The sequence below is a fragment of the Sphaerotilus sp. FB-3 genome (assembly GCF_023706025.1).
Taxonomy (GTDB): Bacteria; Pseudomonadota; Gammaproteobacteria; order Burkholderiales; family Burkholderiaceae_C; genus Sphaerotilus; species Sphaerotilus sulfidivorans.
In genome coordinates this window covers 105,802-126,088 of record NZ_BQWE01000014.1, presented here as the reverse complement: position 1 = coordinate 126,088, position 20,287 = coordinate 105,802, and the positions used below count along the sequence as shown (strand labels likewise).

Here is a 20,287-nt window from a genome sequence, read left to right as displayed (position 1 = left end):
CGCCCGTCCCTCAGAAACCTTCCTCGACCAGCTCGGCGGCGCGGATCACCGCGCGCATCTTCACCTCGGTCTCCTTCCACTCCATCTCGGGCACCGAGTCGGCGACCACGCCGGCGCCGGCCTGCACATAGAGCGTCTGGTCCTTGATGACGCCGGTGCGGATGGCGATGGCCACGTCCATGTCGCCGGCGAAGCTGAGATACCCGACCGCGCCGCCGTAGATGCCGCGCTCGCTGATCTCGAGCTGGTCGATGATCTCCATCGCGTGGATCTTCGGCGCGCCCGAGAGCGTGCCGGCGGGAAAGCTCGCGCGCAGCACGTCCAGGCTGCTCATGCCGTCCTTCAGCACGCCCTCGACGTTGCTGACGATGTGCATCACATGCGAGTAGCGCTCGATGCCGAAGGCCTCGGTCACCTTGACGGTGCCGGTCTTGGCGATGCGGCCGATGTCGTTGCGCGCCAGGTCGATCAGCATCAGGTGCTCGGCGCGCTCCTTGGCGTCGGCGAGCAGGTCGCGTTCGTTCTGCTGGTCCTGCTCAGGGGTGGCGCCGCGCGGCTTGGTGCCGGCGATCGGGCGGATGGTGACGATCTTCTCCGCCTTGCCATCCACCGTGCGCGCCTCCTGGCGCACCAGGATCTCGGGCGAGGCGCCGACGATGTGGAAGTCGCCCATGTCGTAGTAGTACATGTAGGGCGACGGGTTCAGCGAGCGCAGCGCGCGGTAGAGCGACAGCGGGTTCTCGGTGTAGCGCTTCTTCAGGCGCTGGCCGATGACGATCTGCATGCAGTCGCCGGCGGCGATGTAGTCCTTGGCCTTGAGCACCGCCGCCTCGAAGTCGGCCTTGGCGTACTCGCGCTCGACCGGGTGCGAGGCGCCGCGCTTCACCTGCGGGGCGCTCACGCTGTAGCGCAGCTGGTCGGCGAGCTGCGACAGGCGCTTCTGCGCGCTGAAGTAGGCCTCGGGCGTGCGCGGGTCGGCGTAGACGATCAGGTAGAGGCGGCCGGAGAGGTTGTCGATCACCGCCAGCTCCTCGGTCTGCAGCAGCTGGATCTCGGGCGTGCCGATGCCGCCGGGCAGGCGGGTATCGGCCAGTTTCTTCTCGATGTAGCGCACCGTGTCGTAGCCGAAGTAGCCGGCCAATCCGCCGCAGAAGCGCGGCAGCCCCGGGCGCAGCGCCACCTTGAAGCGCTGCTGGTAGGCCTCGACGAAGTCGAGCGGATTGCCCTCGTGGCGCTCGACCACCTGGCCGTCGGTCACCACCTCGGTGATGCCGTTCGAGGCCCGCAGCAGCGTGCGCGCCGGCAGGCCGATGAAGGAATAGCGCCCGAAGCGCTCGCCGCCGACGACGGACTCCAGCAGGAAGCTGAACGGCTTGCCGCCGGCCAGCTTCAGATAGAGAGACAGCGGCGTCTCGAGGTCCGCAAAGGCCTCGGCGACCAGCGGGATGCGGTTGTAGCCCTGTTCGGCCAGGCTCTTGAATTCGAGTTCGGTGATCACGTGTGGCTCCGGCGGGGCCCGCCGGCATGCTCGCGTGTCAGGAACCAGTGCAGGACGCGCGTGCGTGCCGCGGGCCTGGTTGATGTCGATTCGCTGGTCGGGGCGCAAGCCGCATGGGGGCGCGGCAGCAAGGTGTCAGCGGATCTGCTGCGGCCGACCCGTCACCGGGCGTGGGAGAGGCGGCCGCCTCCAGGCATCGCGGTCAGCGACGCCAGGGCCAGGCTCCCCGGTCTTGCGACCCGGCGGCACGGCCGATGCTGTGTTTGCGCGTGGTGAACATGGTGGGGCGCAGTGTAGCAGCGCGCACCGGCGCTGGCATCAGGTCTGCATCAGGGCCTCGATGAACTGCTCGACGATCAGGCTCTGGCGGCGGCCCTTGCGGGTGACCAGCGCCAGCGGCACCGAGAAGCGCTGACGGCCCGGCGCCAGCGCGGCCATCTGCCCCTGCGCGACCCAGGCCGCGGCATAGTGGTCCGGCAGGAAGCCGATGAACTGCCCGGTCAGGATCAGGAAGGCGATCGCCTCGCGGTCGGAGGCGCTGGCCACGCAGTTCAGGCCCTGGTGCATCACGATCGCCTCGGGGCTCATCCGGTAGGTCGGCACCACCGCGGCCGCCTCGCGCAGCGCCGCCGCGTCGACCTCCGCCGCCCGCGCGAACAGCGGATGGCCGTGGCTGCAGTAGAGCTGCGAGGTCTCGTCGTAGAGCGGCAGATAGGCCAGGCCCGACAGCGGCGTGATCAGCGGCACCGCGCCGGCATGCAGCCGCCCATCGAGCACGCCGCGCTCGACCTCGCCGGGCGGGCTCATGCTCAGGTGGATGCGCACCGCGTCGCTGCGCTGGCGGATCGCCTGCAGCGCGGCGGTGATGCGCATGCGCGGCAGCGTCACCAGATTGTTCATCAGCCCGATGTTGAGATCGCCGCGCAGCGTCTGGTGCAGCTGGTTGACGCCGGTGCGGAAGTCCTCGACCGCCGCCAGCAGCGATTCGGCCGAGCGCAGCACCTCGCGGCCCTGGTCGGTCAGCGCGAAGCCGGCCCGGCCGCGCTGGCACAGCCGCATCCCGAGGCGCTGCTCCAGGTCGGCCATGTGCAGGCTGATGGCCGAGCGGGTGATGCCCAGCGCGCTCTCGGCGCCGGCAAAGCTGCCGGCCTCGGCCACCGCCTTGAAGACACGCAGCAGCCGCAGGTCGAAGTCGGACACCTGGGCCAGGGGGGACACGAGCGCGCGCATGGTCAGGGGAAGGTCAGGTGAGCGAATCGACAACTGATGGCATGAAATATCGAATCGTACTGACGTGAATGACTCACCACAATCCGGCGCATTGCCCTTCAGCTCGCCCTTCACGCCCGCGCACGGGAACGCCTCATGCCCCAGACCTCGCCCTTCGTTCCTCCGTCCCCCGAGCGCCTGAAGGCGCACTGGATGCCCTTCAGCTCGAACCGCGACTTCCACGCCGATCCGCGCTTCATCGCCGGCGCCGAAGGCCGCTGGCTGATCGACGCCCAGGGCCGGCGCGTCTTCGACAGCCTCTCCGGCCTGTGGACCTGCGGCGCCGGCCACTGCCGCCCCGAGATCGCCCAGGCCGTCGCCCGCCAGCTCTCCACGCTGGACTACTCGCCCGCCTTCCAGTTCGCGCACCCGCTGTCCTTCGAGCTGGCCGAGCGCATCGCCGCGCACTTCCCCGATCCGCTCAACCATGTCTTCTTCACCGACTCCGGCTCGGAGAGCGCCGACACCGCGGTCAAGATGGCACGCGCCTACTGGCGCATCCGTGGCCAGGCCGGCAAGACCAAGCTGATCGGCCGCGCCCGCGGCTACCACGGCGTCAACATCGCCGGCACCGCGCTGGGCGGCATCGGCGGCAACCGCAAGACCTTCGGCCCGCTGATGGACGTCGACCACCTGCCGCACACGCTGCAGCCGGGCTGCGCCTTCACCCGCGGCCAGGCCGAGACCGGCGGCGTGGCGCTGGCCGACGAGCTGCTCAAGCTCATCGAGCTGCATGACGCCTCCAACATCGCCGCCGTCATCGTCGAGCCGATGTCCGGCTCGGCCGGCGTCATCGTGCCGCCGCAGGGCTATCTGCAGCGCCTGCGCGAGATCTGCACCCAGCACGGCATCCTGCTGATCTTCGACGAGGTCATCTCCGGCTTCGGCCGCCTGGGCCGCCACAGCGGCGCGGAGTTCTTCGGCGTCACGCCCGACATCGCCAACATCGCCAAGCAGGTCACCAACGGCGCGGTGCCGATGGGCGCGGTCATCGCCTCGACCGAGATCTACGAGACCTTCATGAGCCAGCCGCTGGCGCGCCATGTGACCGAGTTCACCCACGGCTACACCTACTCGGCGCATCCGGTGGCCTGCGCCGCCGGCCTGGCCACGCTGGACCTGCTCGAGCGCGAGCAGCTCGTCGCCCAGGCCGCCGCACGCGCGCCCGACTTCGAGGAGCTGCTGCACGGCCTGCGCGGCAGCAGCGCCCATGTCGTCGACATCCGCAACTGCGGCCTGGCCGGCGCCATCCAGCTCGCCCCGCGCGGCGGCGACCCGGCCATCCGCCCCTTCGAGGCCGGTCTGGCGCTGTGGCGCCAGGGCTTCTATGTGCGCTTCGGCGGCGACACCCTGCAGTTCGGCCCGCCCTTCGAGACCACCCGCGACGAGCTGGACCGCCTGTTCAACGCGGTGGGCGAGACCCTGGCCGGACTGGCCTGAGACGCCTCGCCTCAGCCGGGCAGGCCGAGCGGCTGCGCCAGATCGTCGATCCGGTCGAACCAGCCATCGGCCGGCACCTCGCGCACCGGCTCGCCGTGGTTGTAGCCGTAGCTCAGCAGCACGACCGGGCAGCCGGCGCCACGTGCGGCCTCGGCATCGTTGCGCGAGTCGCCGATCATCAGCGTGCGCGCCGGGTCGGTGCCCAGCGCCCGGCAGGTCTCGACGAGCGGCATCGGATCGGGCTTCTTGCGGGCAAAGCTGTCGCCCCCGAACGTCAGCTCGAAGAAGCCGTCCAGCCCCTTGGCCGCCAGCAGCGGCCGGGCGAAGCCGAGCGGCTTGTTCGTCAGACAGGCCAGGCGCAGGCCAGCGGCGCGCAGCCGCGTCAGGCCCTCGACCACGCCCGGATAGACCTCGGAGTGCTGGCCGTTGATCGCCAGGTAATGGCGCTGGTAGGCCGCCCAGGCGGCGTCGTAGAGCGCCGCGTCGCCGCCGACCTGCGCCAGCGTCGAGCGCAGCAGGTGCTCGCTGCCCTTGCCGACGGTGCGCTCGACGAAGGCGCGGTCCACGCCGGGCAGCGCCAGCTCCGCCAGCGTCAGGTTCAGCGCGACGACGAAGTCGCCCTGGGTGTCGACCATCGTGCCGTCGAGATCGACGATGGCGGCCTGGAGATCGGAGAGCAGCGGCAGGGGCATGGCGGAGCGGGCGGATGCGGCAAAGGGTTGAACGGTCAGCCCCGGATTGTCGGGCCTGGCGCCCTGCCCGCTCGTGGCCGCCCGCCTGCGCGGGCATGACGAGAAGGTGCATGCAGATGATCAGTGACATCAGGCTCGGCGCCCCGCCTCCGTCACCCTCGCGCAGGCGAGGGCCCACGCAGGGCTCGCGGGCAGAGTGGAAAATCCGTGCATCAGGGGGAAGGGAAGACTCGACGATGACAACGCGATCGAACGAGGCGGAAACACGCCTGTGGCTGATTGATCCGGTTCTGCGCAGCAAGGGCTATGACGAGCGCTGGAAGATGCGCCTGGAGACACCCGCTCCGGTCGAGCCGACGACCGACGATCTGAAGGGCCGGCGCCGCTCCGGCAAGGGCCGCACCGACTACCTGCTGTGCATCCACCCGCCCGGCCTGCCCGAGCCGCTGCCGGTGGGCGTGATCGAGGCCAAGGACGAGCACGCCGACCCGCTCAAGGGCATGCAGCAGGCCAAGGGCTACTACGCTGGCGCGTTGCAGCGCCACGCGGTGCGCTACCTGTTCTCGACCAACGGGCACCGCTATGCCGAGTTCGACCGGGTGACGCAGCAGCCGGGCGACGCGGTACGGCCGCTGAGCGAGTTTCCGACCCATGCCGAGCTGACGGCGCGCTACCTGCGCGACAGCGGCGTGGACCTGAGCCGGCCGGCGGCGGCGATGCTGTTCCAGGCCGACAGCCGCGCCTATGACCGGCCGCGCTACTACCAGAGCGCCGCGATCCGGGCGGTCTTCGAGAAGGTCTTGCGCTGCCAGCAGGAGGGGCAGCCGCCGCGCGCCTTGCTGAGCCTGGCGACTGGCGCGGGCAAGACGGTGATTGCCGCGAACCTGCTGTGGCGGCTGCACGAGGCGGGACTGCTGGGCAAGCCGGCGCTGTTCCTGTGCGACCGCGACGAGCTGCGCGAGCAGGCGCTGGACAAGATCGGCCGGGCGTTTCCGGGCGGCAGCGTGCGGGCGGTGCGCCCCGAGGCGGGCGGCCTCAACGCGGCGCGCAACGCCCGCGTCCACATCGCCACCTACCAGACGCTGGGCATCGACGGCGAGCCGGGCGAGGACGGCGCGCCGGGGGCCGACAGCTTCCTGAGCCGGCACTACGGCGAGAACGCCTTTTCGGTGATCGTCATCGACGAGTGCCACCGCTCGGCCTGGGGGCGCTGGTCGGCGGTGCTTCAGCGCAATCCGCAGGCGATCCAGATCGGCCTGACCGCCACGCCGCGCCGGCTGCGCGCGCCACGTCGCCACGGGCCGCTGGCGCCGGACATCGAGGCGGCAGCCGCCGAGGACGAGCGCATCAGCGCCAACAACATCGCCTACTTCGGCGAGCCGGTCTATGCCTACACGCTGATCCAGGCGCAGGAGGACGGTTATCTGGCCGCCTGCGAGATCGTGCGGCTGAAACCCTCGATCGACGGGCGCACCTTCACCCGCGAGGACATCGAGACGCTCGGCGCCATCGACGCACGCACCGGCGCGGCGATTCCAGCCGAGGAGCTGAAGCCCGCATACGGCGCGCGCCAGTTCGACGACGACCTGATCCTGCCGGAGCGCATCGAGGCGATGTGCGCCGACCTGTTCGCGCGGCTGTGCGCCAGCGGCGGGCCGGAGCAGAAGGTCATCGTCTTCTGCACCCGCGACCTGCACGCGGACCGGGTGGCCCTGCAGATGCAGCGGCTGTACGTCGACTGGTGCGCGCAGCAGGGGCGCCGGCCCAAGGACGGCTACGCCTTCAAATGCACCGCCAGCGGCGGGGCGGAGCTGCTCGGGCCGATGCGCAGCTCGGGGGAGCGCTGCTTCATCGCCTGCACGGTCGATCTGCTGGCGACCGGCGTGGACATCGAGCGGCTCAACGCGGTGGTGTTCTTCCGCTCGCTGGCCTCGGGCATCCTGTTCTATCAGATGGTCGGGCGCGGCACGCGGCTGGACGAGCCGACGCGCAAGTTCAAGTTCTGGCTCTACGACTACACCGGGGTCACGGATCTGTTCGGGACCGAGTTCCTGACGGTGGATCGCAAGGGGCGCAAGGCGCTGGGCGGGGAAGGTGGCGGCGAAGGCGGCGGTGGCCCGGCGGGTGATGGCGCGGGCGATGCGGGCACGGGTGATGGCGAGCACCGGCCGCCGCCGGTGGTGCCGGAGCTGGTGACGGGCGAGGCGGTGGGGGTCGAGCTGGTCGGGCGCTTCATCCTGCAGTCGCGCGAGGTGGACGGCGTGCGGCGCGACGTGGCGGTGCCGCTGGAGGAGTACCGGCGCGGCATGGTGGCGCGGGTGCTGGCGGAGGCCGCGACGCTGGCGGATTTCCGTGGGCTGTGGGTGGAGGCGAAGCGGCGCCGGGCGCTGGTGGAGCATCTGCTCGGGGCACACTACTCGCCCGAGGCGGTGCGCGAGCTGGTGCAGATGGACGACTTCGACACCTTCGACCTGTTCGCCCGCTACGGCTACGCGGCCCCGGCGCTGCGCCGACGCGAGCGCGCCGACGCCTTCCTGGCGCAGCAGTCGCCGTGGCTGGCGGCGCAGCCGGACAAGACCGCCATCGTCCTGCGCGGCTTCGCGCACCAGTTCGCCGCCGGCGGCACCGAGGCGCTGGAGTCGCCCGAGTTCTGGCGCGTGCCCGAGATCGCCCGCGCGGGCGGGCTCAAGGCGCTGGCGGGGTTGGGCAAGGGGGTGGAGGTGGTGAAGGACGTGAAGATGAGGTTGTTTGGAGCATGAGTAACTTGGTAGCGCTGGGTGAAGTCGCGTGGATTGACGCCAAGCTGGTTGATCCACGTTTGAGTGCGTACTCGTCCTTGCCGCATGTGAGCGGCGAGAACATCGTTCCTGTGACCGGGGAACTGCGGGAACTCAGGTCCGCAGCGGAAGACGGCATGGAAAGCGGCAAGTACCTGTTTTCCGCCGGCCACGTCCTGTATTCCAAGCTGCGACCGTATCTGCGAAAAGCCAGCTTGGTGGACTTTTCCGGGCTGTGCAGCGCCGACATCTATCCCATCAGTACCGATGGCCGCAGGCTGAGCCCGGCATATGCACGCCTGCTTTTGGTGTCACCCGACTTCACTCGATTTGCCGATGAAGCATCTGCGCGGTCGCGGATGCCCAAGCTCAATCGAGAGCAACTCTTCGCATACGAGTTCCCACTGCCACCGCTCGACGAACAACACCGCATTGCGCTGGCGCTGAAGGAGCGGCTGGCCGTTGTCGAGGAGGCGCGACAGGCAGCACAGGCGCAACTGGACGAGATTCGGCAACTGCCGGCGCGGCTGCTGGCGCAGGCATTTTCCCAGCATGACAATATTCAAGACCAAGGCTGATTACCTTGCCGCAGAATGGGAGGCCGGCAATCTAGAAGACGATCGCTTGGTGATCGATGAATTTCTGCTGCTGCACAAGCATGGTCGGATAATTCCAGAACGCTTGCAGAAAGCATACATCGATATATCTGTCGCAGTTTTTGAGCATAATGCCCTGCCGCGAAAGAAGAGTGGCAGACCTGCTGGAAAAGGAACGTCGCTGGACACGCAGCGCCAAGCAGCCAGAGAATATATAAAAAGCCTTCAATCCGGGGCGGGGCACAAGAAAGCCATTGCCATCGCGTGCGACATATGCTGCGGCGGCGAACGCAACGTGATGCGATACATAAAAAAGCATCGATTCTGGGAAGAGATGGTTCTGGGGGCAGAGGAGAAGCGCTTCGAAAACATTCGTTTGGCAGACGGCTTGCGTCGCCTGTATCTCGAAACTTGCTGCATGGAAGTTCATGATCGGGATGGCCGCCTGTTGTTTTACCGTGTTCCGCGCGACGACGAAAAAATATTCAGAATGCCCGATGGCGACTGGATTACAGTTGCTGTGGCCCGTGAAATATTGCGTATGGCAGATGAAATGCTCGAAGAGCATGCGCGCAACATTGAAAATCGCGCCAGAAGCATTTACGAAATTACTAGGCAATTGCATTTGGATAGGTGTAATTCTCTGGAGCAACAAAAAACTGGTACCTCCAAGGAGAAAATTAGCTACCAAATTGAGGCACATGAACATGCGCTGACTGCCTACGCCATGCTTGGGGAATTTATTATTCGATCCATTGATGTATTTGGGTGGTCGCCACGATCTCGTGCAGCTCTTGAAGGAAATCGTCAGCGCATGCTCGACATCCAAAGCGCGCTGGCTTCGCTGGATCCGTTGACCGCTGACACGAATGCGCCCTGAGTTGATGTCAGTGACATGACTGGCGTTGACAGGTGCAATGAAGGCATCACAGGCGGAACGATCGCCGCGACACCAGACTCATCTGTAACGCATAATTCACAGACCCCATGTACGACATCCAGACCTACCTGACCGACGATGGGCACGATCCCTACGCTCAGTGGCTCACGGCGCTTGCCGACCGTCAGGCCCGCGCCCGCGTTGCAGTGCGTGTCTCCCGCATGGGGGCCGGCAACTTTGGCGACTGCAAGCCGGTGGCCGAAGGCGTCTGGGAGCTTCGCATCGACTGGGGGCCGGGCTACCGCGTGTACTACGCGATGGCCGGCAAGCGACTTGTGCTGCTGCTGATCGGCGGCGACAAGCGCAAGCAGCAGGCCGACATCAACACCGCGCTGACCTACTGGAACGACTGGCAGCAACGCAGAAGGAAACCGACATGAAAGCAGCATCACCCGCCAGCCGCTCGCATGACGATGTCATCGTGGAGTTGCTGCGCGCCGATCCGGCGTTCACCCAGGAATACCTCGCCGCTGCGCTGGACGAGGCCAGTGAGCCGGGTGGACACGCGGCCCTGCTGGCGGCACTGCGGCATGTCGCCGAGGCGCAAGGCATGAGCACCGTCGCCGACCGCGCCGGCATTCCCCGTGAGAGCCTCTACCGTGCGCTGTCTCCCCGAGGCAATCCGACCGCCAAGACGCTATGGGCGATCTTCAGCGCACTGGGGCTGCATCTGACTCTTGCGCATGGGGGCTCGCGGGTAGCGGACGCAGGCTGATCAGCATGCTCCTGGCCCCGATCTGCCAACGCCATGGCATACGGCGTCTGGCCCTGTTCGGCTCACGACTGAAAGGCACGGCCCGACCCGACAGCGATATGGATCTGCTGGTCGAGTTCGAGCCGGATCGACTGCCCGGCCTGATCGGTCTGAGCGCCATCGAAATCGAGTTGTCCAGAGCCTTCGGCATTCAGGTGGATCTGCGCACCGCTGCTGAACTGAGTCCGTATTTTCGCGACGACGTGCTCCGGCAGGCACGGGTCGTCTACCCGCTCTGCACGGATTGATTGCCGCCGTCGCGTCCCCCCAAAAAACCTGCGCCCATGCCCCGCCCCAAGAAGACCGCCACGCCCGCCGACGCCAAGCCGACCCCCAGCGCCATCGCCACGCCCAACCTGTCCAGCACCATCCGCACGGTCTGCGACATCCTGCGCCGCTCCAACTGCACCAGCGCGCTGCAGTACGTGCCCGAGCTGACCTGGATCCTGTTCCTGCGCATCCTCGACGCCCAGGAAACCCTCGCCCGCGCGGAGGCCGAGGCCAGCGGCGGCGACTTCACGCCCTCGCTGCACGCCCCGTTCCGCTGGCAGGACTGGGCCGCGCCCACGCCGCCCAACGCCGAATCCGTCGGGCAGACGCCCGAAGGCCAGCCCGTCGGCTGGAAGCGCAAGGCCCTGGGCGAGCAGCGCATCGGCGCGCTGCTGGAGTTCGTCAACAAGGAGCTGCTGCCCCACCTGCACCGCCTGGCCACCCTGCCCGACGGCCGCCCCAACCCGGCCGCCACACCCAAGCAGCGCGTCATCGGCCGGCTGATGACGGCCGTGGAGCGCGTGCGCGTCGACACGGAAGGCGATTTCACCGACATCCTCGACCGGCTGGACGCCATCGACGTCGAGCAGCTCGACGCCACCCACACCTTCACGCTGTCGCAGGTCTACGAGGATCTGCTGCTGAAGATGGGCGAGAAGAACTCCGACGGCGGCCAGTTCTTCACCCCGCGCGAGGTGGTGCGCGCCGTCGTGGCGACGCTGAACCCGACCTTCGGCGAGACGGTCTACGACCCGTGCTGCGGCACCGGCGGCCTCCTGGCCCAGTCCTTCGAGTGGATGAAGGCACGCATGGGCGACGAGGCCCTGAGCACCGACCTGGAGCGCCTGCGCCACGAGACCTTCTTCGGGCGCGAGAAGGAAAACCTCGTCTTCCCGATCGCGCTGGCCAATCTGGTGCTGCACGGCATCGACCAGCCCAACCTCTGGCACGGCAACACCCTGGCCGACCTGCCGACCTACGCCGGCCTGTTCGAGCAGGCGCCGGCGACCTTCGACGTGATCCTGACCAACCCGCCCTTCGGCGGCAAGGAAAGCGCCTCGACCCAGGGCCGCTACGACATCCCGAGCAGCGCCACGCAGGTGCTGTTCCTGCAGCAGATCCTCGACGAGCTGTCGGCCCCCGCGCCCGAGGAGGGCTTTGCCGGCGGCCGCTGCGGCGTGGTGTTCGACGAGGGCCTGCTGTTCCGCACCAACGAAAGCGCCTTCGTCGAGACCAAGCGACGGCTGCTGGACGAATGCGAGCTGTGGTGCATCGTCAGCCTGCCGGGCGGCGTGTTCTCGACGGCCGGCGCGGGCGTGAAGACCAACCTGCTGTTCTTCACCAAGGGCCGCCCGACCGAGCGCACCTGGTACTACGACCTCTCGCATGTCAAGGTCGGCAAGAAGACCCCGATGACGCTGGCCCACTTCGGCTGGGCCGACGACTTCACGCTGCTGGACGACGCGGCCCTGCCCGCCACGCTGGTCGAGGACTGGCACGAGCGCCACGCCGGCCAGCCCTTCCCGAGCTTCGCCCGCCTGCTGGGCCGGCGCGGCCAGCCCGAGGCAGACAGCGACTACTCGTGGACGGTGGACATCGCCGCCCGCCGCGCCCAGGCCCAGGCCGACAAGGCGCCCCATGACGCCGAGGCCGCCTGCTGGCGCGAGCAGGCGGTGACGCTGAAGACCCAGCTCGCCGCGCTGAAGAAGACGCGGCCGGTGCCGCAGGCCGACATCGAAGCCTGCCAGCAGGCCATCCAGGCGGCAGACAAGGCCGCCCGCGAGGCCGACGCCCGCGCGACGGCGATCGACGCGGCCGCCTTCGACCTCAAGGCCGTCAACCCGAACGCGCGCACCCCCCAGGACATCCGCACCCCGGCCGAGATCCTCGACACCATCGAGCGCCACGGGCAAGCGGTCGGCGAAGCCCTGGCCCGGCTGCGCGGACTGATGGATGCCAGCAGCATGGCGGGCTGAGCTGAGCCACGCCGAGCCACCCGGTTCAACATCGCCCCAGCCCCGGCCCCACTCTGCCGTCACCCTCCCACCCCCTTCCGTCACCCTCGCGCAGGCGAGGGCCCACGCCACGCACCAGCACCCTGCCCGCTCATGGCCGCCCGCCTACGCGGGCATGACGGGAGGAGCGTGCCCCGCCTCCAGAGGAACAGCGGACACAGCCCCGCAACACCTCTTTCGGTCCGCCACGGTTTCATACGCCTCGTGCCTTGCGGCGGCCCGGGCGCTGCGGCATCTTGGAGGCATCACGACAAGATCAGGCGGCGCCGGTTGCAGGCAGGCGTCCGGCAGGGAGAAAAGGCATGTCCATGTCATCCAGAACGACGCCTCTGTGCGCTCGCGGACCTCGGGACGGAATGCGCCGGCCCGCCATGCGGCTGGCGCCGATGCTGCTGGCATTGGCGATGACGGCGCTGTCGGGCTGCGGCGGCAGCGGCGACGAGGGCGGCGGCGACGAGGGCCCGCAGGCCGTGGCGCTGGCGAACTCCGGCACGCCGGCCGGGCGCAGCTGGCGCGCCGGGCAGCTGCTCGAGAGCGCGGGCACCGAGGTGCAGGCCTACAGGGCGGGCATGGCCGACGCCAGCGGCGCGGTGATCGCGGTCTTCGTGCAGAAGATCGGCACGCGCCACCAGCTCCAGGCGGTGCGCGGCACGCCGGGCAGCGTCGGCACCCCACCCGCGTGGAGCGCGCCAGCCGTCATCAGCGGCACGGCCGATCCGGCGACCGATCCGGGCAAGGGGGGCTGGAATCTCGGACTGTCGGTCACGCCGGACGGGCGGGCCCACGCGACCTGGCTCGTGCGCCGCGCCTGCGCCGCCCCCCCCTCCACCGCCAGGCCCGCTGCGACCTGCAGCGATCTCTACGGCGCCGCCTTCGACGGCAGCCACTGGGGCGCGCCCGCGCGGATCGCCGATTCGTCGCGCCCATCGGGTGGCGTGCCGGGCAGCGACAGCGGCCCCCAGCAGGTCGCGCTGGCCGTCGACACGCTGTTCGGCTTCCCGATCTCGGCGCTGACCCGCAGCCGGCTGTTCGGATCCGATCTCGGCCATGCGACGCTGATGGTCTCGAGCAGCGGTGTCGGCGCCCTGGTCACCAGCGGCACGCTGGCCTCGCTGCCGACCGCGGACATGCCCGGCGGCGTCAACGGCGCGGTCTACAGCCTGTGGGGCTGGTTCCTGAAATGAGGGATGACTGAACCCGGTGTCAGCAGGGCGCGCGACAATTCCGCCATGCTCCGAATCACCGAACTCCGCCTGCCGCTGAACCACGCCGAGGACGCGCTGCGTCCGGCCATCGTGGCGCGGCTGCAGCTCGCCGACGCGGCCGAGCTGCTCGACTTCCATGTCTTCCGCCGCGGCTACGACGCCCGCAAGAAGACCGCCATCGTCCTGACCTACACGATCGACTGCACGCTGCGCGACGAGGCGGCGGTCTTCGCACGGTTCCCGAAGGACCACCAGATCCGCCCGACGCCGGACACCGGCTACCGCTTCGTCGGCCACGCGCCGGCCGACTTCCACGCCGACGGCGGCGGCGAGCGGCATCGCCGCCCGCTGGTGGTCGGCTTCGGGCCCTGCGGGCTGTTCGCCGCGCTGATCCTGGCGCAGATGGGCCTCAGGCCCATCGTGCTGGAGCGCGGCAAGGACGTGCGCCAGCGCACCAAGGACACCTGGGGCCTGTGGCGGCGCAGCGAACTCAACCCCGAGTCGAACGTGCAGTTCGGCGAGGGCGGTGCCGGCACCTTCTCCGACGGCAAGCTCTACAGCCAGATCAGCGACCCGCGCCACCTCACCCGCAAGGTGCTGACCGAGTTCGTCAAGGCCGGCGCCCCGGAGGAGATCCTGTTCGTCAGCAAGCCGCACATCGGCACCTTCCGGCTGGTGAGCATGATCGAGAAGATGCGCGCCGACATCGTCGCGCTCGGCGGCGAGATCCGCTTCGAGCAGAAGGTGAGCGACCTGCTGCTGGAGCCGGACGCCGACGGCGTGCGCCATGTGCGCGGCGTGACGCTGGCCTCGGGCGAGCAGATCCGCGCCGACCATGTCGTGCTGGCGCTGGGCCACAGCGCGCGCGACACCTTCGCGATGCTGCACGAGCGTGGCGTCTACATGGAGGCCAAGCCCTTCTCGATCGGCTACCGCATCGAGCATCCGCAGGGCGTGATCGACCGCGCCCGCTTCGGCCCGAACGCCGGTAACCCGATCCTGGGCGCGGCCGACTACAAGCTGGTCCACCACGCTCGAAACGGCCGCTCGGTCTACAGCTTCTGCATGTGCCCGGGCGGCACGGTGGTGGCGGCCACCTCGGAGCCGAACCGGGTGGTGACCAACGGCATGAGCCAGTACTCGCGCAACGAGCGCAACGCCAACGCCGGCATCGTCGTCGGCCTGACCCCTGAGGACTACCGCCAGGACCGCGGCGCCACCGGCCCGGTCAATCCGCTCGACGGCATTGCCTTCCAGCGCTTCTGGGAAAGCCGCGCCTTCGAGCTGGGCGAGGGCGACTACCGCGCGCCGGGCCAGCTGGTCGGCGACTTCATCAAGCGCCAGCGCAGCCGCACGCTGGGCAACGTCGAGCCGTCCTACAAGCCGGGCGTGCATCTGACGGATCTGGCGCAGAAGGACTGCGGCTCGCTGCCGGTCTACGCGCTGGACGCGATCCGCGAGGCGCTGCCGGCCTTCGAACGCCAGATCAAGGGCTTCTCGATGCCCGACGCGGTGCTGACCGGCGTGGAGACGCGCACCTCCTCGCCGCTGCGCATCACCCGCGGCCGCGACTACCAGAGCCTGAACGTGCGCGGCCTCTATCCGGCCGGCGAAGGCGCGGGCTATGCCGGCGGCATCATGTCGGCGGGCGTCGACGGCATCGAGGTGGCCGAGGCGCTGGGCGCCGACCTGCTGGGCGTGGCACGGTCGTGACCCGCGCGCACGCCCTGCCCGACAGCGCGCGCAGCGTCGAGTGCGCGGTGGCCGACTTCACCTCGGTCGCGCGCGGCAAGATCGTCGCGCGCGCCGACTTCGAGGCGATGGGCGGCTGCCGGCTGCCCTCGGTCGTGCTGGGCGTGACGCTGACCGGCGGCGAGCCGGACGCGGTCTTCGGACCGATCCTGCCCGAGGACTACCGCGACCTGCAGCTCGTGCCCGACCTGGCCAGCGCCGTGCCGGTGCCCGGCCGCAGCGACCGCGTCAGCGTGATCTGCGAGCCGGCCGGCGCGCTGCCACGGCCCGGACGCGCGGCGCTGGATGCCGGCGCGCTGTCGCCGCGCGCCGCGCTGCGTCGGGTGCTGGCGCGGCTGGCGGCGGCCGGGCTGCGCGCCACCGTGGCGCCGGAGCTGGAGTTCTTCCTGGTCGAGCGCAGCGCCGACGGCGGCCTGCGCCCGGCCGGCGTGCCCGGGGGCGCGGGCGCACGCGAACATGCGCTGGAGATCGCCTCGCTGGAGCGCACCGCGATGTTCGCGCCCTACTTCGACGCGCTGTTCGACGCCTGCGCGGCGCAGCGCATCCCGGTCACCGGCCACGGCCACGAGTCGGCGCCGGGCCAGTACGAGGTGAACTTCGCGCCGGGCGAGCCGCTGGCGATGGCCGACGCGGTCTGGCGCTTCAAGCGCCTGGCGCGCGAGACGGCGGTGCGCCACGGCTTCCTGGCCAGCTTCATCGCCAAGCCCTTCGCCGACCAGCCCGGCACCGGCATGCACTGGCATGCCAGCCTGCAGCATGCGCACGGCCCGCACGCCGGCCTGAACGCCTTCGTCGACGCGCAGGGCCGCGACCGGCCGCAGCTGGCGCATTTCATCGGCGGGCTGCAGGCGCATGCGCCGGCGGCGATGGCGCTGCTGGCGCCGTGGGCGCATTCCTTCGAGCGGCTGCGCCGCAGCGACGCCTCGCCGACCGACGCCCGCTGGGGCGACGACGACCGCGCGGTCGCCTTCCGGCTGCCGGCCTCCAGCCCGGCCAACCGCCGCATCGAGCACCGCCTGCCCGGCGGCGACGCCAGCCCCTACCTGACGCTGGCCTCGATGCTCGGCACCGGGCTGCTGGGCCTGCAGGGCGAACTGCCGCGCCAGGACCGCGGTCCGGCGCTGCCGCGCACGCCCCAGGACGCGCTCGACGCGCTGCACGCCAGCGCCGCGCTGCGCGAGCTGCTCGGCGAGGTGCTGGTCGATCTCTTCGTCGCGCAGCGTCGCCACGAGCTGGACGAGCGCGCCGCGCTGGCCGACCCGCACCGGGACTGGGACCTGCGCCATCTGACCGAGCAGGCCTGAAGCCTGAGGTCCGCGGCCGGAGCCGGCAATCCTTCGCGCCAGATCCGGAAAATGCCATCGCGTTGCGGATTCGAACCACTTTTGCACTTCAGTCCGGCGCGGGCACGGCGCAGCATCCGCGCCCATGAAGACGCCGCCTGCCGCTCTCCCCGCCTCGCCACGCTGGCTGCCGGTGCTGACGGCCGCGGCCGTCCTGTGCACGCTGCCCGTCACCGCCGCCGCAACGCCGCCCGCCGCAGCGCCGCCACCGCCCGCACCGGCGGCCGAGCCCGACTCGAAGTTCAACCTCTCGCTGCACTACACCACCACCCGCACGACGAACTTCGCCGGCCGGCGCTGGGGGCTGCAGGGCAGCTGGCTGCACCGCGCGCCGCAGGACGAATGGAGCGGCGAGTTCCGCACCCAGCGCGAGGCCATCGCGCTGAACGGCAGCGATTCGACGCTGAAGGTCGACGAGATCGACACCTTCGTGAAGTGGCGCCGCGACCTGGCCGCGCTGGACGACCCGCCGCGCGAGGGCGCCTCGACCTACTACACCTACCTGTCGCCGCGGCTGCGGCGCAACCGCTTCGGCTATTTCTCGTCGTCGCAAGCGGTGCGCGCGGGGGCGGGCCGACGCTTCGCGCCGCTGGACGACCTGAGCCTGAGCCTGGAATTCGGCCCCGGCCTGCGCCTGGGCCGCGCCCGCAGCGGCGAGAACATCCGCGAGGGGGTGCTGACCGCCAGCTCGCAGCTCGACTACCGCGTCAGCGACAGCACCCAGCTGCGCCTGGCGCTGATGAGCGAGCGCTCCAGCCGCGAGCACTACCAGACCGCGGTGGCCACGCTGCGCAACCGCGTCAGCCGCCATGTCTGGCTGAAGTACGAGCTGAGCTACCGCAAGGCGCTGCCGATGGACACGCTGCAGCCGGTCGGCGAGACCCGCTTCGACGCCGGCCTCAGCTGCCAGTTCTGACGCCGAACACCTGGCGCAGATAGGCCAGGAAGCCGGCGTCGTCGCACAGCGCCTTGCCCGGCGTGTCGCTGATCTTGGCCACCGGCTGGCCGTTGACCCGCACCAGCTTCATGACGATGTTCAGCGGCGTCGGGCCCAGGTCGTTGCTGAGCTGGGTGCCGATGCCGAAGCCGGTGCGCACCCGGTCGGCGAAATGGCCGTGCAGCGACAGCGCCTGCTCCACCGTCAGACCGTCGGAGAACACCAGCCGGCGGGTGCCCGCGTCCAGCCCCAGCGCGGCGTAGTGCGCCAGCGCCTTCTCGCCCCAGACAACCGGATCGCCAGAGTCGTGGCGCAGCCCGTCGAAGAGCTTGGCGAAGTAGAGATCGAAGTCGGCCAGGAAGGCGTCCATGCCGATGACATCGGTCAGCGCGATGCCGAGGTCGCCGCGGTACTCCTGCACCCAGTCCTCCAGCGCCGCCTTCTGGAAGTCGCGCAGCCGCACGCCCAGGCCCTGGTAGGTCTGCAGATACTCGTGCGCCATCGTGCCGATCGGCGTCAGGCCCAGCGTGCGCGCCAGGTGCACGTTGGAGGTGGCGCGGCACACGCCAGGCAGCCGCGTGGCCAGCGTCTCCAGCATCTCGCGCTGCCAGTCGGCCGAGAAGCGCCGGCGCAGGCCGAACTCGAACAGCTCGAAGGGAAATCGCCGCGCCGCCGCCGGGTCGGCCGCCGCGCGCTGCAGCCGCTCGATCTTGGCCGCCAGCCGGCGCCGGCCCTCCTCGCGCACCGCCGGGCGGTCGAGGCGGCGGAAATGCAGCTCGTTGACGATCGCCAGCACCGGGATCTCGAAGCCCATCACATGGACCTGCGGCCCGCGCGCCTCGATGCACAGCCGATCGCCCTCGGTGCGCACCGAGATGAAGTCGCGCTGGAAGCGGAAGATGCGCAGGAAATCGACGAAGTCCGGCCGGATGAAGCGCAGCCGCCCCAGCCAGTCCAGCTCGGCGGCGGTGAAGGACAGCGCGCACAGGTGGTCCAGCTCGGCCTCGACCTCGGCGCGCAGCTCGGCCAGCGGGAAGGCGGCCGCCTGCGGATTGCGGCAGACGAAGCGGTATTCGGCCTGCGTGGCGGGATGGCGGTGCAGCAGCGCCTGCCACATCGTCAGCTTGTAGAGGTCGGTCTCCAGCAGGCTGGAGAGCACCGGGGCGCGCTTCATGGCAGCACCTCGCTCAGCACCTCGGCGCAGGTGGCCAGCCGCAGGCCGCGGCGCGCCATGTCGGCGAAGAAATCGGCCTGATGCGCCTCGAAGCCGGCGACCGGGCTGATCGCGTCGGTCAGCAGCGTGATGCGCGCCAGCCGCTCGGGCGTGGCGTCGGGCAGATGCTCCACCAGATGCTCGACGGTGGCGCGCACGCAGTGGCTGCCGGCCTCGCCGGCGATCAGCAGCCGGCCCGGGCCGTCCAGCCGGGCGATCAGCGCGCGGTTCAGGCCGGTATCGGGATCGTCCGCGTCGGGCACCTCGGCCTGCAGCGCGCTGTAGTGCTCGGTCCACGGGTTCAGGCCCTTGAAGACGACGTGGCTGCTGCGCTGGCGGCGCAGCTCCCACTCGGCGCAGGCCTCGCGCACGGCCGCATGCAGCTGATGGCCCCAGGTGCCCAGCTCGCAGTGCACCGGCCAGACCATCAGCGTGTAGCGGCCCTGGGCTTCCAGCGCGTCGAGATAGGCCAGCACCCGCGGCAGCGCCGCCGGGTCGCGCGGCTGGAACTGGCCGGCGCGCACCTGTGCGGCGGTGATCGGCGTGAACGGCGCGACCTCCTGCCCCGGCGCGTGCGCCCACCAGAAGCCGGGATGCGCGATGTCGCGGCGGTGGTGGGTGTCGAGCGTCAGCGTGAGCGCATCGATGCGGTCGGCCGCGCGGCGCAGCAGCTCGGCCACCCGGCGCAGGTCGGCGTCCGCGCCCGGCACCGGCAGGGCGGGCGTGCCCTGCGCACTGGCGGGCAGGTCGCAGAAGTCGTTCTGCGCATCGATCAGCAGGAGGTGCAAGGCAGGCAGGTTCGTCGTCATGGTGGACACGATAAGCCACTTAGTACAACATTGCAACTAAGTCGATTCCATCCCTGCACGCCTTCATGAATCCGCCCGCCCCTCCGCCCGAAGCCGCCGCCACGCCCATCCTGTGCACCGTCGACGTGGTGCTGCTGACGCTCAATCCGCAGCTGCAGGTCGCGCTGCTGCCGCGCGACCGCGCACCGCTGGCCGGAATGCTGGCGCTGCCCGGCGGCTTCATCCATGCCGACGAGGATGCCGACCCGCTCGCCGCGGCCGCCCGCATGCTGCGCGCCAAGACCAGGCTGGACTGCCCCTATCTCGAGCAGCTCGCCACCTTCGGCGGGCCGGAGCGCGATCCGCGCGGCTGGTCGATCTCGGTGGCGCATGTGGCGCTGGTGCCGGCCGACCTGCTCGCGCGCGGCGCGGCCGGCCTGCGCTGGCATCCGGTCGATGCGCTGCCGGCGCTGGCCTTCGACCATGCGCAGATCGTCGCGCAGGCGGTGGCGCGGGTGCGCTCGAAGAGCCAGTACTCGTCGCTGCCGGTGCATCTGTGCGGCGAGCGCTTCACGCTGCCGCAGCTGCAGGCGGTCTACGAGGCGCTGCTGGGCGAGCCGCTGAACAAGGTGAGCTTCCGGCGGCGCATCGACGAGATGGACCTGCTCGAGCCCATCGAGGGCGAGCGCACCGGCGGCGCGCACCGCCCGGCGCAGCTCTGGCGCCTGAAGGACCGCCGCCGCGGCGCGCTGACGCTGACCGACCGGCTGCTCGGCCCCGCCGTGCTCGCGCCATGAA

General features: G+C 70.0%; 18 protein-coding genes. 13 read left to right on the top strand and 5 right to left on the bottom strand.

Translation table 11 applies throughout. The features are described from left to right. Window positions 1-10: 10 nt before the first annotated feature. Both trpE and NFT33_RS07835 read right to left on the bottom strand, forming a co-directional pair. A complete protein-coding gene (gene trpE / locus NFT33_RS07840) occupies window positions 11-1,498 on the bottom strand; it encodes an anthranilate synthase component I (protein WP_251674407.1) in 1,488 nt (495 codons plus the stop codon). A gap of 318 nt (window positions 1,499-1,816) precedes the next feature. Beyond that, window positions 1,817-2,728, bottom strand: a complete 912-nt coding sequence (locus tag NFT33_RS07835; RefSeq protein ID WP_149502207.1) for a LysR family transcriptional regulator — start codon at window positions 2,726-2,728, stop codon at window positions 1,817-1,819. Window positions 2,729-2,863: 135 nt separating this feature from the next. Between NFT33_RS07835 and aptA the strand changes: the two genes are divergently transcribed. Further along, window positions 2,864-4,207, top strand: a complete 1,344-nt coding sequence (aptA, locus tag NFT33_RS07830; protein WP_149502206.1) for an omega-aminotransferase AptA — start codon at window positions 2,864-2,866, stop codon at window positions 4,205-4,207. An 11-nt stretch (window positions 4,208-4,218) separates the two neighbouring features. On the opposite strand, the gene gph is transcribed toward aptA, so the two are convergent. After that, window positions 4,219-4,899, bottom strand: coding sequence for a phosphoglycolate phosphatase (gph, locus tag NFT33_RS07825; RefSeq protein ID WP_251674404.1), 681 nt, complete (start codon window positions 4,897-4,899; stop codon window positions 4,219-4,221). Window positions 4,900-5,135: 236 nt separating this feature from the next. Between gph and NFT33_RS07820 the strand changes: the two genes are divergently transcribed. From NFT33_RS07820 to NFT33_RS07770, 11 genes are all read left to right on the top strand, one after another. Then, a complete protein-coding gene (locus tag NFT33_RS07820) occupies window positions 5,136-7,658 on the top strand; it encodes a DEAD/DEAH box helicase family protein (RefSeq protein WP_251674402.1) in 2,523 nt (840 codons plus the stop codon). Beyond that, entirely contained in the window at window positions 7,655-8,254 is a 600-nt protein-coding gene (locus tag NFT33_RS07815) for a restriction endonuclease subunit S (protein ID WP_251674399.1), read from the top strand. Before NFT33_RS07820 ends, NFT33_RS07815 begins: the two co-directional genes overlap by 4 nt. Further along, a complete protein-coding gene (locus NFT33_RS07810; protein WP_251674396.1) occupies window positions 8,229-9,152 on the top strand; it encodes a hypothetical protein in 924 nt (307 codons plus the stop codon). Before NFT33_RS07815 ends, NFT33_RS07810 begins: the two co-directional genes overlap by 26 nt. 107 nt (window positions 9,153-9,259) lie before the next feature. Beyond that, window positions 9,260-9,592, top strand: a complete 333-nt coding sequence (locus NFT33_RS07805) for a type II toxin-antitoxin system RelE/ParE family toxin (protein ID WP_251674394.1) — start codon at window positions 9,260-9,262, stop codon at window positions 9,590-9,592. Further along, window positions 9,589-9,927: an addiction module antidote protein gene (locus NFT33_RS07800; RefSeq protein WP_251674392.1), complete on the top strand. Its 339-nt coding sequence runs from the start codon at window positions 9,589-9,591 to the stop codon at window positions 9,925-9,927. The genes NFT33_RS07805 and NFT33_RS07800 overlap by 4 nt, the downstream gene beginning before the upstream one ends. Before the next feature lie 5 nt (window positions 9,928-9,932). Beyond that, a complete protein-coding gene (locus NFT33_RS07795; protein WP_251674390.1) occupies window positions 9,933-10,214 on the top strand; it encodes a nucleotidyltransferase family protein in 282 nt (93 codons plus the stop codon). 36 nt (window positions 10,215-10,250) lie between these two features. Then, entirely contained in the window at window positions 10,251-12,212 is a 1,962-nt protein-coding gene (locus NFT33_RS07790) for a class I SAM-dependent DNA methyltransferase (protein ID WP_251674388.1), read from the top strand. Window positions 12,213-12,607: 395 nt separating this feature from the next. Further along, the gene (locus NFT33_RS07785; RefSeq protein WP_251674386.1) at window positions 12,608-13,435 is read left to right on the top strand and encodes a hypothetical protein; all 828 of its coding nucleotides are present in this window, start codon (window positions 12,608-12,610) and stop codon (window positions 13,433-13,435) included. Window positions 13,436-13,480: 45 nt separating this feature from the next. Continuing rightward, the gene (locus NFT33_RS07780) at window positions 13,481-15,169 is read left to right on the top strand and encodes an NAD(P)/FAD-dependent oxidoreductase (RefSeq protein ID WP_251674384.1); all 1,689 of its coding nucleotides are present in this window, start codon (window positions 13,481-13,483) and stop codon (window positions 15,167-15,169) included. Then, window positions 15,166-16,512: a type I glutamate--ammonia ligase gene (locus tag NFT33_RS07775; RefSeq protein ID WP_251674382.1), complete on the top strand. Its 1,347-nt coding sequence runs from the start codon at window positions 15,166-15,168 to the stop codon at window positions 16,510-16,512. Before NFT33_RS07780 ends, NFT33_RS07775 begins: the two co-directional genes overlap by 4 nt. A gap of 124 nt (window positions 16,513-16,636) precedes the next feature. Continuing rightward, window positions 16,637-17,467 (top strand): DUF481 domain-containing protein, encoded by an 831-nt coding sequence (locus NFT33_RS07770; protein ID WP_251674381.1) that lies wholly within the window; start codon window positions 16,637-16,639, stop codon window positions 17,465-17,467. Here the strand turns inward: NFT33_RS07770 and pncB are convergent. Then, window positions 17,451-18,662 (bottom strand): nicotinate phosphoribosyltransferase, encoded by a 1,212-nt coding sequence (pncB, locus tag NFT33_RS07765; protein ID WP_251674377.1) that lies wholly within the window; start codon window positions 18,660-18,662, stop codon window positions 17,451-17,453. The two genes, NFT33_RS07770 and pncB, sit on opposite strands and share 17 nt — an antisense overlap. Then, window positions 18,659-19,510 carry a cysteine hydrolase family protein gene (locus NFT33_RS07760; protein ID WP_251674375.1) on the bottom strand — a complete coding sequence of 284 codons (852 nt, stop codon included), beginning with the start codon at window positions 19,508-19,510 and terminating at the stop codon, window positions 18,659-18,661. Before NFT33_RS07760 ends, pncB begins: the two co-directional genes overlap by 4 nt. 65 nt (window positions 19,511-19,575) lie before the next feature. Here NFT33_RS07760 and NFT33_RS07755 point away from each other — a divergent pair, with 65 nt between their 5' ends. Beyond that, window positions 19,576-20,286, top strand: a complete 711-nt coding sequence (locus NFT33_RS07755; RefSeq protein WP_251674373.1) for an NUDIX hydrolase — start codon at window positions 19,576-19,578, stop codon at window positions 20,284-20,286. The last annotated feature ends 1 nt before the right edge of the window (window position 20,287 follow it).